Source organism: Mycobacterium asiaticum (assembly GCF_001673315.1).
Taxonomy (GTDB): domain Bacteria; phylum Actinomycetota; class Actinomycetes; order Mycobacteriales; family Mycobacteriaceae; genus Mycobacterium; species Mycobacterium asiaticum_B.
In genome coordinates, this window is record NZ_LZLQ01000051.1 from 1 (window position 1) to 14,733 (window position 14,733).

13 protein-coding genes and 2 pseudogenes are annotated in these 14,733 nt (G+C 64.8%); 7 read left to right on the forward strand and 8 right to left on the reverse strand.

Annotated elements, in window-relative coordinates:
• The 3 genes and pseudogenes from rpsK to A5636_RS07385 all read right to left on the reverse strand — a co-directional run.
• A pseudogene (gene rpsK / locus A5636_RS27155) lies at window positions 1-77 on the reverse strand (30S ribosomal protein S11); the annotation flags it as partial.
• A pseudogene (locus tag A5636_RS07380) lies at window positions 57-863 on the reverse strand (serine/threonine-protein kinase); the annotation flags it as partial. The pseudogenes rpsK and A5636_RS07380, both read right to left, overlap by 21 nt.
• Window positions 864-1,320: 457 nt before the next feature.
• Window positions 1,321-1,800, reverse strand: a complete 480-nt coding sequence (locus A5636_RS07385) for a DUF6636 domain-containing protein (RefSeq protein ID WP_081287658.1) — start codon at window positions 1,798-1,800, stop codon at window positions 1,321-1,323.
• Here A5636_RS07385 and A5636_RS07390 point away from each other — a divergent pair.
• From A5636_RS07390 to A5636_RS07410, 4 genes are all read left to right on the forward strand, one after another.
• Window positions 1,799-2,092 (forward strand): hypothetical protein, encoded by a 294-nt coding sequence (locus tag A5636_RS07390; RefSeq protein WP_065158040.1) that lies wholly within the window; start codon window positions 1,799-1,801, stop codon window positions 2,090-2,092. The two genes, A5636_RS07385 and A5636_RS07390, sit on opposite strands and share 2 nt — an antisense overlap.
• A gap of 88 nt (window positions 2,093-2,180) precedes the next feature.
• Entirely contained in the window at window positions 2,181-2,879 is a 699-nt protein-coding gene (locus tag A5636_RS07395) for an Rv3717 family N-acetylmuramoyl-L-alanine amidase (protein ID WP_065158041.1), read from the forward strand.
• Window positions 2,880-3,477: 598 nt separating this feature from the next.
• The gene (locus A5636_RS07405; protein WP_065158043.1) at window positions 3,478-5,028 is read left to right on the forward strand and encodes a serine/threonine-protein kinase; all 1,551 of its coding nucleotides are present in this window, start codon (window positions 3,478-3,480) and stop codon (window positions 5,026-5,028) included.
• 139 nt (window positions 5,029-5,167) lie between these two features.
• Window positions 5,168-5,893 (forward strand): potassium channel family protein, encoded by a 726-nt coding sequence (locus A5636_RS07410; RefSeq protein WP_065158044.1) that lies wholly within the window; start codon window positions 5,168-5,170, stop codon window positions 5,891-5,893.
• An 8-nt stretch (window positions 5,894-5,901) separates the two neighbouring features.
• On the opposite strand, the gene A5636_RS07415 is transcribed toward A5636_RS07410, so the two are convergent.
• Window positions 5,902-7,197, reverse strand: coding sequence for an MFS transporter (locus tag A5636_RS07415; protein WP_065158045.1), 1,296 nt, complete (start codon window positions 7,195-7,197; stop codon window positions 5,902-5,904).
• A 54-nt stretch (window positions 7,198-7,251) separates the two neighbouring features.
• Here A5636_RS07415 and A5636_RS07420 point away from each other — a divergent pair, with 54 nt between their 5' ends.
• On the forward strand, window positions 7,252-7,851 hold the full coding sequence (locus tag A5636_RS07420) for a class I SAM-dependent methyltransferase (protein WP_065158046.1): 600 nt from the start codon (window positions 7,252-7,254) through the stop codon (window positions 7,849-7,851).
• Here the strand turns inward: A5636_RS07420 and A5636_RS07425 are convergent.
• Entirely contained in the window at window positions 7,848-9,161 is a 1,314-nt protein-coding gene (locus tag A5636_RS07425) for a cytochrome P450 (RefSeq protein WP_065158047.1), read from the reverse strand. The two genes, A5636_RS07420 and A5636_RS07425, sit on opposite strands and share 4 nt — an antisense overlap.
• A gap of 73 nt (window positions 9,162-9,234) precedes the next feature.
• Window positions 9,235-9,588, reverse strand: a complete 354-nt coding sequence (locus A5636_RS07430) for an MmpS family transport accessory protein (protein WP_065158048.1) — start codon at window positions 9,586-9,588, stop codon at window positions 9,235-9,237.
• A 95-nt stretch (window positions 9,589-9,683) separates the two neighbouring features.
• On the opposite strand from A5636_RS07430, the gene A5636_RS07435 reads away from it, so the two are divergent.
• Window positions 9,684-10,781, forward strand: coding sequence for an NAD(P)H-dependent amine dehydrogenase family protein (locus A5636_RS07435; protein WP_065158119.1), 1,098 nt, complete (start codon window positions 9,684-9,686; stop codon window positions 10,779-10,781).
• Window positions 10,782-10,855: 74 nt separating this feature from the next.
• Entirely contained in the window at window positions 10,856-12,712 is a 1,857-nt protein-coding gene (locus A5636_RS07440; RefSeq protein ID WP_065158049.1) for an Hsp70 family protein, read from the forward strand.
• An 8-nt stretch (window positions 12,713-12,720) separates the two neighbouring features.
• Here A5636_RS07440 and A5636_RS27160 read toward each other — a convergent pair whose 3' ends face one another.
• Both A5636_RS27160 and A5636_RS07450 read right to left on the reverse strand, forming a co-directional pair.
• The gene (locus tag A5636_RS27160; protein WP_065158050.1) at window positions 12,721-13,569 is read right to left on the reverse strand and encodes a hypothetical protein; all 849 of its coding nucleotides are present in this window, start codon (window positions 13,567-13,569) and stop codon (window positions 12,721-12,723) included.
• A 99-nt stretch (window positions 13,570-13,668) separates the two neighbouring features.
• Entirely contained in the window at window positions 13,669-14,727 is a 1,059-nt protein-coding gene (locus tag A5636_RS07450) for an SAM-dependent methyltransferase (RefSeq protein WP_065158051.1), read from the reverse strand.
• Between the last annotated feature and the right edge of the window lie 6 nt (window positions 14,728-14,733).

The window sequence follows — 14,733 nt, forward strand, 5'->3', positions numbered from 1 at the left end:
GCCCACGCGATGACATTGCCCTGCGGGTCGGTGATGGTCACGATCGTGTTGTTGAAGGTGCTCTTGCTCTGGGCGGCCCGAGCCAACTCCACGGCGGTGTCGTAGCGGTCGTTGGGGTGTTTGGCCATCCCCTTCGCGATGACTGCATCCAATCCTGCTGGCAGCCCGGGATGCGTGCTCGAGGGGCGTGGCGGAGGCGTCCTGAGGTGGCCGCCGATCTGTTGCTCCAAGGTTTGACCGGGGAATGGCGACTGCGCGGTCAGGCACTCGTACAACACGCACGCCAGCGAGTAGATGTCCGAGCGGGCGTCAGAGGTCCCGGCGCTGAAGCGTTCCGGGGCCATGTAGTGGTAGGTGCCGATTACGTCACCAACCTTTGTCAACGCCAGATCCCCTGCAGCCCGGGCGATTCCGAAGTCGATCAGGTACGCGAAGTCGTCAGCGTCCAGCATGATGTTGGACGGCTTGACATCCCGGTGCAGCAGGCCGTCCTTATGTGCGGCATGCAGCGCCTTGGCGGTCTGCTCGATGATGTACACCGCGCGGTCCGCCGGTAACGGGCCCTGGCTGAGCACCGCCTCCAGGTCGTGTCCATCGATCAATCGCATGTCCACGAACAACCGGCCGCCGATCTCGCCATAGGTGTGGATGGGGATCAGGTGTGGGCTGTTCAAGCGCGCTGTGGCATGGGCTTCGCGACGGAACCGCTGTTGGAAGACGCTGTCGTTGGAAATCTCGGTCGGCAGGATTTTGAGCGCGACGACTCGGTCGGTGTCCGTGTCGTAGGCGCGCCATACCTCGCCCATGCCGCCACGGCCCATCAACTCGATCAGCCGGTACCTCCCGAACGCAGTTCCCTCCAACAAGCCCTCCTTGAAACCCTCCTTGCGCACCGTCAGTAACTGGCGAGACTGTCACGCGGCCTGACGGTCACACCGTTCCCATACGCTACGGTGCCACCAACCGTGTCTGGATTCTGGCCAGTCAACAATGAATTTAGTCAGCGTGGCGGGTCTAGCGCCATTAAATTGCCTGATGACGCGGCGTCATTAAGCCAACTGGCCCGGCTACCTCGCGGGTGGTGGCCCGATGCCGTTGCCGTCCAGGTCTTTCCGGCAAGTGCCCGGCGGACTGCTGCGCAGCCGGGAAAAACCGGATATCAGATCGGTAGCCGGGCAGGCGACGTGGGCCGGGTGCTGTGACGGATCAGGAGACGCCTCAGGCGGTCTCGGATCACCTCAAGGTGTGACGCCGCCCGGCCCGGCGTCGGCGGTATGCATCGGCCGTGAGCGGGAGTCCTTGGCTGGCAACGGGGTTGGCTCAGCCGAGGTTGAAGGAGTCCCGGGAAACCCGGAAGTAGTGCCCGCCGTTGCTGTCGGTGCATTTGACGCCCGTCTGCTCACCACTGGCACACGTAATGGAACCGGCGGAGATGGTCTGCCCGTAATTCAGCGTCGGCTCACCGGGCAGCTTCAGGGTGTCGCCGTGGCACTCGATTGTGCCGGGCTTTCCGGGGCTCAGCCTGAATCGGCTGCCCCACGAGATGTGCTGGGCGCACTCGGGGGGTGGCGGCGGGGTGTAGGTGTATTCGCTGATGTCGCAGGCTGCGCCGCTCGAGTCGAGGATGCAAAAGATGTTGCCGGACGGCGTCTGGAAGTACTTGGAGTCCGCGTGAGCTGTTGCCGGGATGGCAAGAAGTGTCGCTGCCGCGAGCACCGCGATCAGCGCAAGCTTGAGGATTCGCATCGCATGGTCATAGCACATCGGGTTGTCGGAGGTGAGCGGTAGCTTCCGGGCCATGAGGCAATCAGGCGGTGGGTTCGGAGCATGGTTCTGCGGGTTGTTAATCATCGGGCTCGTCATCAAGTTCATCTGGTGGATCCTCGGGGCGGCCGCGCTGGTGGCCCTGTTTTTCCTCGCGCGAGCAATCGCGCGCTGGTACGCCACCCGCTCGGCTGAGTACGCCCGCTACTGGGATGGGCTCTCCGCTCGTGCCGACCAGCAGCACAACTGGGTGCTGCGAGGGGATGACCGCGGCATCTACGGTGTGGAGGGCGCCAGGCTCATGGATCAGCTGAGCCGGTTCAGGTGACGGGCGGACGGGCCCCGCCGATTGTTACCATCGCGCGGTGAGCCGAGTTTCCAGGCGCGACGTTCTGAAATTCGCCGCCGCAGCTCCGATGGCCCTCACCGCTTTGGTCAACGGCCCGCGGGCCGCCGCGGCCGGCATCGCGGGCATGAGCGTCTTCCTCGACCCGGGACACAACGGGGTCGCCGACGCATCGATCAACCGGCAGGTGCCCAACGGCCGCAACGGGACGAAGCCGTGCAACACGTCGGGTACCGGGGCCAACGACGGCTATCCCGAGCATGCGTTCACCTGGGACGTCACCAACCAGGTCGCCGCTGCCCTCAGAGACCGTGGTGTCAACGTGCAGCTGTCCCGCGGCGACGACAGCTCCGTCGGCCCGTGCATCGACGAGCGCGCCGCCCGCGCCAACGCGATGCATCCCGACGCCATCGTCAGCATCCACGCTGACGGTGGACCGGCTTCTGGCCGCGGGTTCCATGTGAACTACTCCAGCCCGCCGCTCAACGACTCCCAGTCGGGTCCCTCGGTTCAGCTCGCCAACGCTATGCGCGGAGCACTGATCGACGCCGGCTTCAAACCGTCCAACTACCTCGGCTCCGACGGGCTGTACGGTCGCGCCGATTTGGCCGGGTTGAACCTGGCGCAGTATCCGGCGGTGCTCGTCGAACTCGGCAACATGAAGAACTCTGAAGACACCGCGCTCATCGAGAGTCCGGACGGCCGCGCGCGCTACGCCGCTGCAGTCACGCAAGGGATCGTCAACTATCTGCAAGCCAAGGCGGGTTAGCCCACGACGACTCGCCGCGGTCCTGGCAGTGCTGGTTGCAGCGGCCGCGATGTGACGTTCAGCGCTCGGCCGAATCGCTGTGGCAGCAATTGGGCGACTCCGCGACCGCAGCTCGGCAGGTCGAACAAGTCCTGCAGGAGAACGGCGATTCAACCGGCGTCGAATCCCGAAGAGTACGAATAGGATTCACCGCTTTCGGGCAGCCCATGTGGTCACGGACCAGTCAGGTGCGGTTCACCGCGAGCGCGATCTGCAACCCGGCGAACGACCCCATCGTTGCCTTGATGGGCGAAGTCGAACCGCAACAGTGATGGGGGATCGGCGCCATCCCGGCGCGCAGTTCAAAGGCGGCTGGGGCCGTCCCCGTCGGGCAGATATCTAGTCCGACAACTCGGCGTCTTACCCGCCCCCACCGGGAGGGTGGCGGTCGCCGTCGCAGCCGAGCCGGCGTCGGGATCGTTCGACGACGGCCGGCGCGCGCTCGACGAAGCTGCTGCCTGGATCACCAACAATCTCCCAGTCACCCGCCGGTCAGTGCGCCAAACCCGTCGGACATCCTGGGGACGTGCCGCATAATCCCTAGCGGGAGGAGATCACGGTGTCAGCGGACCACCAGCGTGTCGGCACGACTTTCGGCAAGTACACGATCACGGGCGTCCTCGGCAAAGGCGGTATGGGAGAGGTTTACGAGGCGTACGACAACCAGATCGGCCGGACCGTAGCCCTGAAGATCATCAAGAGCCAGTACGCCAACGACCGAAAATTCCGCACCCGCTTCGAACGGGAATCCCACGCCGCGGCGACCCTGCAGGAACCGCACGTCATCCCGATCCACGGTTTCGGTGAGATCGACGGCTCGCTGTTCATCGATATGCGCCTGGTCCGGGGCAAGGACCTGGAGTCGTTGTTGGTCCGGGCGCCGCTGGATCCGCCGCGCGCCGTGGCGATCGTCGCCCAGATTGCCGCCGCGCTCGACGCCGCGCACGCCGAGGGACTGGTGCACCGGGACGTCAAACCGCAGAACATCCTGGTCACCCCGGCCGACTTCGCCTACCTGGTCGACTTCGGGATCGCCGAGGTCATGGGCGAGCACACCCGGCTCACCGCGACCGACATGCGCGTCGGCTCGTGGGCTTACATGGCGCCGGAACGGTTCGCCGGCACCGACATCACCCCCGCCGCGGACGTCTACTCGCTGGCCTGCGTGCTCTACGAGGCGCTGACCGGACAGCCGCCGTTTCCCGCCGAAACCCAAGGTGGGCTTGTTGCAGCACACCTATCCGCGCCGCCCCCGCGCCCCAGCCTGACCAACCCGCGCGTTCCGCCGGCGCTGGACGAGGTTATCGCTCGCGGCATGGCCAAAGAACCCGACGACCGGTACGGCAGCGCCGCGGCATTGGGCCGGGCGGCGGAACGAGCACTGCGCAGCGGTGTGCGCACCGTGACCGACCCGGTGGACCAGGCGCCGACCCGGGGTGCCTCGTGGCCGCCCGTCCAGCGACCTCCGATGCCGCCGCCGCAGCAACAGGTTTATCCGCAGACCTTCCCGCCCTCTGGACCACAACCGGTGGCCGAAATGGCGGCAAAACCCGCGCGGTCCTGGTTGATTCCCACCATCGTCGCGGTCGCCGCCGTGCTGCTTCTCGCCGCGATCGGAACGATGGCAGGTCTGTTGGCGAATTCGGACTCACCACAACCGACCCCGACGTCGGCGGCCGAACCGCCGACCATCCCGCCGTACACCGGCGACCCCTCCTCGGTTCCGCAGCAGCCCATTCCGTCGCGCCCCGCGAACGTCATGCCCCCGTTGGTAACCGGACCGGACCAGAGCACCAGTCACCAGAGCTGCGATCAAGGGTTTCAGCTCGAGAACGGCACCGGGTTCGGTTCGCACGGCGGGCGGGGCTCGCCGCAGACGTCGTGCTATTTCGCCAACACGGTGTTGCGCACGTACTGGAACACCTACGGCAACGCCAGCAACGGGATGCGCACGGTGTCGGCGCCGGGCGCGGTCGACTGCCTCACCGTCCCGGGCGCGGATTGCGATCCGAAGAACACCGCGAACTTCCTGATGCAATGCGCCGGTGACGGGGCTAACCCGTGGATCCGATGCACCGGCGGCAAGGACGCGGTGGTGTATCTGTGGTGAGTCACAACTCCTAGATCCGGATGGCGCGGCCGTTGGAGTTGGAGGCTGGGGCACCTGCGGACGTGACCTACGAAGACGAGTTCGGCGTCAACGCACGTGATTTCGTCGAGCTGGCCGAACAACTCGTACGCTGAGCCGCATGCCATCCAAGGAACAGCAATGGAAGCAGCGAACCGAGTGGCCGCTGGCGGCGGTAGCAGTCGCGTTCCTCGTCATGTACTCGGTGCAAATACTGGGCCGGCCACACGGCTTGGAGGCGCGCGTCCTGTGGGCGTTGTGCTGGATGGCGTGGGCGCTGTTCGTCGTCGACTACATCGCTCGGCTGTGCCTCGCGGAGAACCGGCGAGAGTGGTTCCTGCTGCACCTGATTGACCTGTTGATTGTCGCGCTGCCGTTCATGCGACCGCTACGAATGTTGCGTCTGGTGGCGTTGCTGAGCGTGCTGCAGAAGGCCGTCGGGAATGCCGTTCGCGGCAAGATCTTGCTGTACACCATTTCGGGGATCACGCTGCTCGTCTACGTCGCTTCGCTGGCCATCCTCGACGCCGAACGCCAACAGCCCGGGGCCCTCATCAACTCGTTCGGCCAAGCGGTGTGGTGGTCCATCACCACGGTCACCACCGTCGGATACGGCAACCTCTACCCGGTCACCGTTACCGGCCGGGTCGTCGCCGTCCTGCTGATGATCGGTGGCATCAGTCTGATCGGCGTGGTGACCGCATCGCTGGCCTCGTGGCTGGTGCAGCGCGTCTCCGAAACCGACACGGCGAATCAGGCTGCCACGGCCGCCCAGCTCAATGAGCTTCGCGACGAGATCAGAGCGCTGAGTGCACGATTGCCGCAACACGATGCGTCGGACGCGTAATCACAGACCTACTGCCGACCGAGTGCAGCCTCCGCCGGCTCCAAAGACGCCCCGCGGGTCTCCGGCAGCAGGTAGGTACAGACCAGGCTTGTCACCACCAGCACAGCCAGCATCACCCCGATGGTCCAACTGCCGAAGTGGTCGCTCAGCGGGTCGGCCAGCAACGGCGGAAGGGCTCCGCCCAGGATGCCCGCCACGTTGATCGCCAGCCCAGCGCCGGTGTAGCGATGGGAAGTGGTGAACAGTTCGGGCACAAAGGATGCCATAGGCGCGTAGGTGAACGCGGCAATGGCGTAGGTCCCGACAATCGCCACGGCGAATGCCACCGGATTGTCGCTGTCGATCAGCGGAATGACCGCGAACGACCACGGCAACCCCAGCGTCCACCCCCAGAGGATGACCGGGCGGCGACCGACACGATCACACAACGTGGCCGACACCGGTACCACCACGGTCCACGCCAACCCGCCCAGGATCCCGGCACACAAGATGACGCTGCGTGACAGCCCAAGATGGCCGTGCGCATAGCTCGTCAGATAGGTGCCGGCCATGAACACGAAGGCGTAAAGCGCCACGAAGCTGCCCGACGCCAACGCCACCCTTGCGGGCTGCTGGCGCAGCGCCTCGGTGAGCGGCAGCCGAGATCGCGTTGTTTGCCTTGTGAACACCGGGGTTTCGTCGATCACGAGTCGCACGTACAAAGCGATCGCAACCAGCAGTCCGCTGAGCAGGAACGGCACCCGCCACCCCCAGGAGACGAACGCCTGGCTCTTCTCACCGATGGTGGCGTTGACGATCAAGAAGGTCAGACTGGTCAGCAGGGTGGCGATGCCCGCGCCGACGGCGGTGAACATGCCATAGCTGCCGCGTCGGGAAGCCGGCGCATATTCGGCTGCCAGCAAGGCCGACCCGGCCCATTCGCCGCCGACGGCTAGTCCCTGCAACAGCCGCAACACCAATACGATTACCGGCGCGGCGACCCCGATGGTGGTCGCGCCAGGGGTCAGCCCCACCGCCACCGTGCACAGACCCATGATCAGCATGGTGGCGACCAGCGTCGCCTTGCGGCCGAGTCGGTCCCCGAAGTGGCCGAAAACCGCTCCACCCAACGGCCGGGACACGAACGCCGCAGCGAACGTGCCCATTGAAGCGATCGTCGCCAGCGCCGGACTGAGGTTCGGGAAGAACACGGCGGGGAACACCAAAGCCGCTGCGGTGCCGTAGATGTAGAAGTCGTAGAACTCGACGGTGGTGCCGACCATGCACGCGAACGCAATGCGTTTGACGCTGACTGGATCGGTCATATTGCCCGGAACCGCATTCGCGCGAGTGTAATCGCGTGATACCTTGCCGAGACGATGCGACGCCGCTTTTCCGAAGCCCAGCATGTCATGCAACCCGCGACGCGGCTGCGCGAACAAGCCGAAGCGCTGGACGATTACGTCGATTCAGGTGACTCCGTTCTTGATGTCGGTTGCGGCACCGGATATCTCTCGGAGTATCTGCGGCAGATGTACGGCGCTGTGCCGACCGGCATCGACGTCAAGGACTCGCGTGCAGCGACGATTCCCTATGTCGAGTTCGACGGCAGATCAATCCCGTTTCCCGACAGGTCATTTGACCATGTCATTTTGAGCGAAGTGCTGCACCACAGCCACGAACCGATCACGCTGATCGCCGAATGTCGCCGAGTCGCACGCCGTCGCATCATCGTGTTCGAAGACATGCCCGACGGACTGCTCGGTAAAGCCGCGCTGTACGCGCATGTACAGACTTTCGCGCTCTATCACCGCTACCCATTCCGCCCCGCAGCCATGGAGGAATACCGCAAGGCGCTGGCTTGGCTGGCCACCAATACCGTTTGTGTCGCCCGCATTCCGCAGCCGCCCGAATGGGCGGCCTACCCAAGGATCCTGTTCGTCTACGAACTTCCCGCTACACCCGGACCCCAGCCCTAACCCCAAGCGACCGGCAAGCTCTTGATGCCGTGAATGAACTGGGACAGCAGTCGCGTGGGCTCCGCGGTTGCGGTGATGTCAGGTATCTCGCGGCGCAGCTCGTCGAACACCACGCGGATCTCGCGGCGCGCCAGATTGGCCCCGAGGCAGAAGTGGGCGCCCCCGCCGCCGAAGCCGACATGCGGATTCGGATCGCGGGCCACATCGAATGTCCACGGGTCGGCGAACTTCGACTCGTCCCGGTTGGCCGAGCAGTACCACATCGTAACCTTATCGCCTGCAGCCATTTTCGTGCCGTTGAGTTCGAAATCGCACGTCAGGGTCCGGCGCATGTAGATCACCGGTGAGGCCCAACGCACGATCTCTTCGCTCGCGCTGTGCGCCAGGCCGTCGAAGTCCGCCCACCATCTTTCGCGTTGCTCGGGATAGCGGGACAGGGCGAGCACACCGTGACTGATCGCGTTGCGGGTGGTCTCGTTGCCGGCCACCACCAGCAGGATGAAGAACGTCGCGATCTCCGACGACGTCAACCGCTCACCGTTCACCTCGGCCTGCACCAGCGCTGTGGTCAAGTCGTCGTGGTGCGTCGCGGTGGAACTTCGGTGGTCGTCGGCCAACGCGGTGGCATACGCGCCGATGTCCATCGAAACCTGTGTGAACTCCTCGAAATCGGTGGTGAGATCGGGGTCACCGAAGCCCAGAATCACGTTTGTCCAATGGAATACGCGCTGATGGTCCTCTTCGGGGATGCCCATCATGTCGCAGATGATCTGCAACGGCAGCGGTCCGGCGAGCGAGTTGACCAGATCGGCGTGCCCGTCGGGATGGTCGGCGATCATGGCTGTCACCAGCCGATGCGCCCGTTCCCGCACCGACGCTTCGATGCGCGCCACCACCTTCGGCGTGAACGCCCGGCTGACTATCGAGCGCAGGCGCTGATGGCGTGGATCGTCCATCACGATCATGGACCCGAAGTACTCGGCCAATTCCGGTGTCTGGTCGTTGATCACGATGTTGGGGCTGGAACTGAAAACCTCGGAATGACGGCTGGCGAAGAACACATCCTCCAGCCGGGTCAGCGCCCAGTGTCCGTTGCCGGCGGTGAACCCGTCGATTTCAATCGCCGGCCAGAACGAGATCGGCGCTTCACGACGCAACGTGGCAAACGCGCCGTCGCGGTAATCGTCGTCGCGGGCCCAGAAATTCAGCGAGCCCAGCGCGATCTCGGCCATCGGGATGTCAGGTGGCGGCGCACCGTTCACGCGGGGCGCAAGTCCCGCCGGGCCGTCCCTTTTGGACTCGAGACCCATGCGATCCTCCTATGCCGCGCATCGCCGTTGCAGCCGTGGCACCGGCGAGCTCAGACGGGACGCTTCACCCGAGTCAGTGCGAGCACACGGCCTTTCCGGGCGTGCCTGTCGAATGTGCGTCGTTCACCACGTTGCCGTCGACCAGGATCTTGCAGGCGATGGTGCCCTGACCCTGCGCGCTGAGGACGAACACCTGTCCGCCGAAAGCCTGGAATTCCGTCGACCATGGCAGTGGCACATTCACCGCCCGCTGCTGACCGGTGTGGGTCTGGAACGAGATGTACTCAGCCACACCGGGACCGCTGACCTCATAGCGGACTTGCGGGAACTCACCCGGCATGGGAACGGCGTTGGCCACACCGCTGGTGGTTGCGAACACCGTGCCGGTAGCGAACAGGATCGAGGCAGCTGCGCGACGAGTGGTCATAGTTGTTCATGTTGTCACCACCCGGGGGTGAATACGAGCCCCTTTCGCCGAGGAACTTAGGGTGATTACCGGACTGGTCCGAGCTGGAGGTGCTGATGACGCAACCGGGCGTAGCTGGAGAACCCAAGAGGGTAGTCGTGTGGGGTACCGGCTTCGTGGGCCGGATGGTGATTCCCGAAATTCTCAAGCATCCGCTCTTTGAGTTGGTCGGGGTCGGCGTCAGCAATCCCGCCAAGGTTGGCCGCGACGTCGGCGAGATCTGCGGGCTTTCCGAGCGGGTCGGGATCGCCGCCACGGACGACGTGGATGCGCTCATTGCACTCAAACCCGACGCGCTGGTGCACTACGGACCGACCGCGATGCACGCCAAAGACAACATCTTGCTGATCACTCGCTTCCTGCGGGCAGGGATCGACGTCTGCTCGACGGCGATGACGCCGTGGATCTGGCCGACCATGCATCTGAACCCGCCCAACTGGATTGAACCCATTACCCAAGCCGCCGAATTGGGTGAAGCGTCCTGCTTCACCACCGGCATCGACCCCGGATTCGCCAACGACCTGTTCCCGATGACGCTGATGGGCCTGTGTTCGGAAGTGCGCAAAGTGCGGGCCTCTGAATTGCTGGACTACACCAACTACGAAGGCGACTACGAACGGGAGATGGGCATCGGGCGTGAGCCGGAGTACAGCCCGATGCTGGAAAACAGAGATGTGCTGATCTTTGCGTGGGGCGCGACGGTGCCGATGATCGCCCATGCGGCGGGCATCATGCTCGACGAGATGACGACCACGTGGGACAAGTGGGTCACCCCCACTGATCGCAAGTCCGCCAAAGGCGTCATCAAGGCCGGCAATGTCGCCGCCGTCCGGTTCACCATCAATGGGCTTTACCAGGGCGAAACCCGAATCCAACTGGAACACGTAAACCGTATCGGGCTCGACGCCGCCCCGGACTGGCCGTCGGGCAACGACAATGACGTGTACCGGGTGGACATCGAAGGCACACCGAGCATTTCGCAGGAGACCGCGTTTCGGTTCACCGACGGCTCAGGGCGGGATGCGGCCGCGGCCGGGTGCCTGGCGACCGGGTTGCGTGCTCTCAACGCCGTCCCAGCAGTCAATGATCTGTCCCCGGGTTGGGTGACGGCGCTGGACCTGCCGCTGATTCCTGGCGCAGGTACGATCCGCTGACCAGCAGCAGAGCTACGCTGTAGGTTTCACCGCGAAGTACATCTAGGGCGTTCGCGCCGGGGGATTGGACCTGGATGGCAGAAGGAGTCAGGCCCGCTCTGGGCCTTTCGATCGGTGCCACGAACCTGGCTGCCGTGACGGCCGACCATGCGATCACCCGCAAACCGGTGCTCACCCTGTACCGGCAGCGACCGCCCGAGGTCGGGATACCGTCGGAGAATCCCAGACTCGATGAGCCCGGCCTGGTCATCACCGACTTTGTCGATCGGGTGGGCGACCGCGTCGGAATTGTGGCCACGGACGGCACGATGCATCGCAGCGAAGCCCTGGTCGCCGATGGCTTGCGGGCGCTGGCGTACGCGGCGACCGGGGGGCGCGCCCTGCCCGACAGCGTCGCGGTGAGCTATCCGGCGCACTGGTCGCCGGCCGCCGTCGATGCGTTGGGCGGCGCACTGAGCCGGGTCTCGGAATGGTCGCACAGTGCCAAGCCGCTCTCGCTGATCCCGGACGCCGCGGCCGCGCTGTGCGCAATGCGCGCGAACCCGGGCATCCCGGCTCGGGGCATCGTCGCGGTGTGCGATTTCGGTGGCAGCGGCACCAGCCTTACCCTGGTCGACGTCGGCAGCGATTATCAACCGGTCGCCCCCACCATCCGGCACCATGACTTCTCCGGCGACCTGATCGACCAGTCGCTGTTGACATACGTCATGTCCGAGTTGCCCGGCACTGGTTCGTTCGATCCATCAGGCACCGCGGCGATCGGCTCGCTCACCCGGTTACGCGCTGCCTGCCGCACCGCCAAGGAACGGCTGTCCTCCGCAACGGTGACGACCCTGGCCGACGAGGTGCCGGGAGTACGCGGGGACATCCGATTGACCCGCAACGAATTAGAGGAAACGATCCGCGGCTCGCTGGACGGGGTCCTGCGGACTTTGGAACAAGCCTTGCAGCGCAACGCGATTCACGGTCTGGTGGCGATTGCCACGGTTGGCGGTGGGGCGAACATCCCGGCGGTGACCACGTCGCTGTCGGGCCGCTTCGGCGTGCCGGTGATCACGACGCCGCGGCCGCAACTCACCGCGGCGATCGGTGGTGCGTTGCGTGCCGCCCGCGGGCCGGGTGATACCAGCGCAACGATGCTGACGCCGGCAGCGGCCGGGGTCGCGCCGATGGCTGCGGCGGCCGCGCACGGAGATGGGCACGGGAATGGGCAGGGAGTGGGGCACGGAGAAAGGGAGGTCTACCCGGACTTTCACGCCGACGCTCCGGTCTCGACCATGGAGCCAGCGCTGGCCTGGTCGGAGGCCGCTGACGAAAGCCACGCGTTGCCCATCGCGGCGTCTGGCGAGCACGACGGTTCGGGACTTACCTCCGCCCGTCCGCAGATGAAGTTCGAGCGCGACGCCCCCCCAAAGTCCGAACGCAAAAAGTCGCCCATTCCGTGGTATCGCCTGCCGGCAGTGATCATCATCAGCACCACAGTGGCGGTGCTGCTCGTCGGCACCGCGATCGCAATCGGGTTGACCTCGCGCGACCAGCACGGGACAAAGTCTCCGAAGGTGAACACCGTACCCGTCACGCCGCCCAGTTCGGCGCCTGCTTCACCGCCGCCGACAGAGACCGACAGCATCACTCCCGAGCCGGCACCGACATCTGAGCCGGCACCGCCATCGACGCAGGAACCCCCGCCCCCGCCGCCGCGCCGCACCACGCAAGCGCCGCCTCCGCCGCCGGAGACCACACAGGCGCCGCCTCCGCCGACTACGCAAGCACCTCCGCCGACACCATCCGCGACGAATCCGCCGCCGCCGACTACCCAGCCGCCATTGCCGACTACGCCGCCGCCGTTACCGCAATTGCCGCAGTTGCCGCAGATTCCTGGACTTCCCCAGCTACCCGGGAACGGCCCGAACTTGCCCGGGCCCCCCTAGACGGGCCCCTACGAGTCCGAGTCTTTTGAGTCCTTGGAGTCCTTCGAGTCTTCTGGGTCTTTCGAGCCTTCTGAGTCGTTCGAGTCTTCTGAGTCTTTCGAGTCTTCTGGGTCTTTCGAGCCTTCTGACTTCTCCGCTTTCTGATTTTCGCGATCTTCTTTGGTCGCCTTGATGATCTCCTGGTTGAAGTCTTTATCTTTCTCCAGGTTCTCTTCGGCTCGCTCTTCAGCTTCTTGGTTCAGCTGCTCGGTCGACTTGTCGCGGTCTCCTGCGTTCTCGTCGGCAGCGGCGGCCCGCTCACTCTCGTTCTTGGTTCCGCCCTTTTCGGTCTCCTCGCTGCCGGCCTCTGGATCGGCGGAAGCCTTTTCGCTCGGGTCTTTCTGCTTCGACTCGTCCTCGGAGGATTCATCTTTGGGGCTGTCGGTCTTACCCGACTCGCCGCCCGAGTCTTCGTTGCCTTTATCCTTCTTGGCTTGCGCCGCAGGCGAATCCTCGTCATCGGCAAACTTCGGATTACCGTCGTCGTCGATCCAGTCGTTGACTGCGGTACCCGCGATCGTTTTGCCGGACCCCGGCAATACGAGAGTAGGACGGTCCTCGTAGGCCGTCATCATCTCCTGAGCTTGTTCTCGATGCTCATCGTTGGGCTCTGGCTTCTCGGTCTGATTGGCACCGCTGGGCTTGCCTGCGCTGTCGTCGGTGCTCTCGTCGCCTTTGGAGTCACCTTTGGATTCGTCCTTGGACTCGCCTTTGGACTCGTTCTTGGACTCGTCGTTTTTGGGCGCCTCGGCAGTGTCCACGCCGCCGCCATCGGTGTCCTTGGTGTCCTTGTCCGCCGAATCGTCGTGCGCGCTCATGCTCATGGCCCCCTATGGAGTTGGTATGCGACCTATGGAGTTGGTATGCGACCGACCCGCGCAGTGATTACCCACTGGGGCGGCGCTCCGAAACTCTGGCTATCGCGAATCGCGCTTGGCCAGCACAATCGCGGCAAGTGGGATCCGCATCGGTTCCGGCGCACGGGCCAGCCGTTCGGCGACGGACGCCTCTAGTTCGCCGACGAAATCCTTCGCCCGCGGATCCTCGATTCCGCCGTCCAGACCGGCGGTCAACGTCGGGAAAAGGGCCGCCCGAGCGAATGCCGCCCATTGTGCGCCGAAAGCGTCTGCGTCTGAATCCGATTCGTAGCGGGTCCAGAAACGGTCCTCCGCGCCGAACAATTCGAGATGATCGATGGTCAATCCCTCGAACCAACCGCGCGGGGCGAACGGCGCGCGAAAGTCCTTTTCCGTGCGCGCAATTACGGGGATCACCATGCGGTGCACTTCTTCACGGCGCACCAGCCCCCGGTCGGCCAGCGCGTGCAGTGCCGTCATCAACGCCTCATTCAGCGCTCGGTAGCCGAATTCGCCATCGTCGTCGAGGGCCATCGTCAATACCACCAATTGACCACCCGGCGACAATTCGCGGCCCCGGAACGCTACGAAGTGATGCCAATCGATGGCCGACTGGTGTTCATAGGCTTTGCGGGCAGCCGCGTTCGTGCTGTACGCGACCTGCACGTGATCGGTGAACTCCGGCGCGTCCGCGGGGACCCGACTCAACCATTGAATCGCCCACGAGGTCCAGCCAAGGTTGACGGCACCGGTCGGCAGGATCTGGTCGTAGAAGGATCGCCCCACTGCTGACGTGAATGTCGCCGGGTCGTGGTTGAGGTAGCTGTCCGGGTCGTCGGACAACGTGCAGAACAGGGCGGTGAAGTCGTTTTCCGGCACATCGGTGTGCGTCACCAGAATCGGGTGATCGTGCCGGGTCCGGGATCGCAGCGCCTGCAGTGCGGCCGCCATCGGCTTGAGGGAATTATGGCCGGTGGCTGCGCCGTAGTCGGCCACGACGACCGGTTGTGGGGGCCTGGGCAGCGGCACCTGGTGGGCGGCGCGCTCGAACAACGCGACGGCCGGTAGCAGACCGGCGGCCTGCAGACGTGATGACTGCGTGTAGGTCGCACTCTCCATCGGTTC

Bases quoted from the DNA above. Each gene is read 5' to 3' on its own strand.
- A5636_RS07420 (WP_065158046.1), top strand. From the start codon at position 7,252: ATGCGACGCCGCTTTTCCGAAGCCCAGCATGTCATGCAACCCGCGACG.
- A5636_RS07390 (WP_065158040.1), top strand. From the start codon at position 1,799: ATGAGGCAATCAGGCGGTGGGTTCGGAGCATGGTTCTGCGGGTTGTTA.
- A5636_RS07395 (WP_065158041.1), top strand. From the start codon at position 2,181: ATGGCCCTCACCGCTTTGGTCAACGGCCCGCGGGCCGCCGCGGCCGGC.
- A5636_RS07410 (WP_065158044.1), top strand. From the start codon at position 5,168: ATGCCATCCAAGGAACAGCAATGGAAGCAGCGAACCGAGTGGCCGCTG.
- A5636_RS07415 (WP_065158045.1), bottom strand. From the start codon at position 7,197: ATGACCGATCCAGTCAGCGTCAAACGCATTGCGTTCGCGTGCATGGTC.
- A5636_RS07430 (WP_065158048.1), bottom strand. From the start codon at position 9,588: ATGACCACTCGTCGCGCAGCTGCCTCGATCCTGTTCGCTACCGGCACG.
- A5636_RS27160 (WP_065158050.1), bottom strand. From the start codon at position 13,569: ATGAGCGCGCACGACGATTCGGCGGACAAGGACACCAAGGACACCGAT.
- A5636_RS07440 (WP_065158049.1), top strand. From the start codon at position 10,856: ATGGCAGAAGGAGTCAGGCCCGCTCTGGGCCTTTCGATCGGTGCCACG.
- A5636_RS07450 (WP_065158051.1), bottom strand. From the start codon at position 14,727: ATGGAGAGTGCGACCTACACGCAGTCATCACGTCTGCAGGCCGCCGGT.
- A5636_RS07385 (WP_081287658.1), bottom strand. From the start codon at position 1,800: ATGGCCCGGAAGCTACCGCTCACCTCCGACAACCCGATGTGCTATGAC.
- A5636_RS07435 (WP_065158119.1), top strand. From the start codon at position 9,684: ATGACGCAACCGGGCGTAGCTGGAGAACCCAAGAGGGTAGTCGTGTGG.
- A5636_RS07425 (WP_065158047.1), bottom strand. From the start codon at position 9,161: ATGGGTCTCGAGTCCAAAAGGGACGGCCCGGCGGGACTTGCGCCCCGC.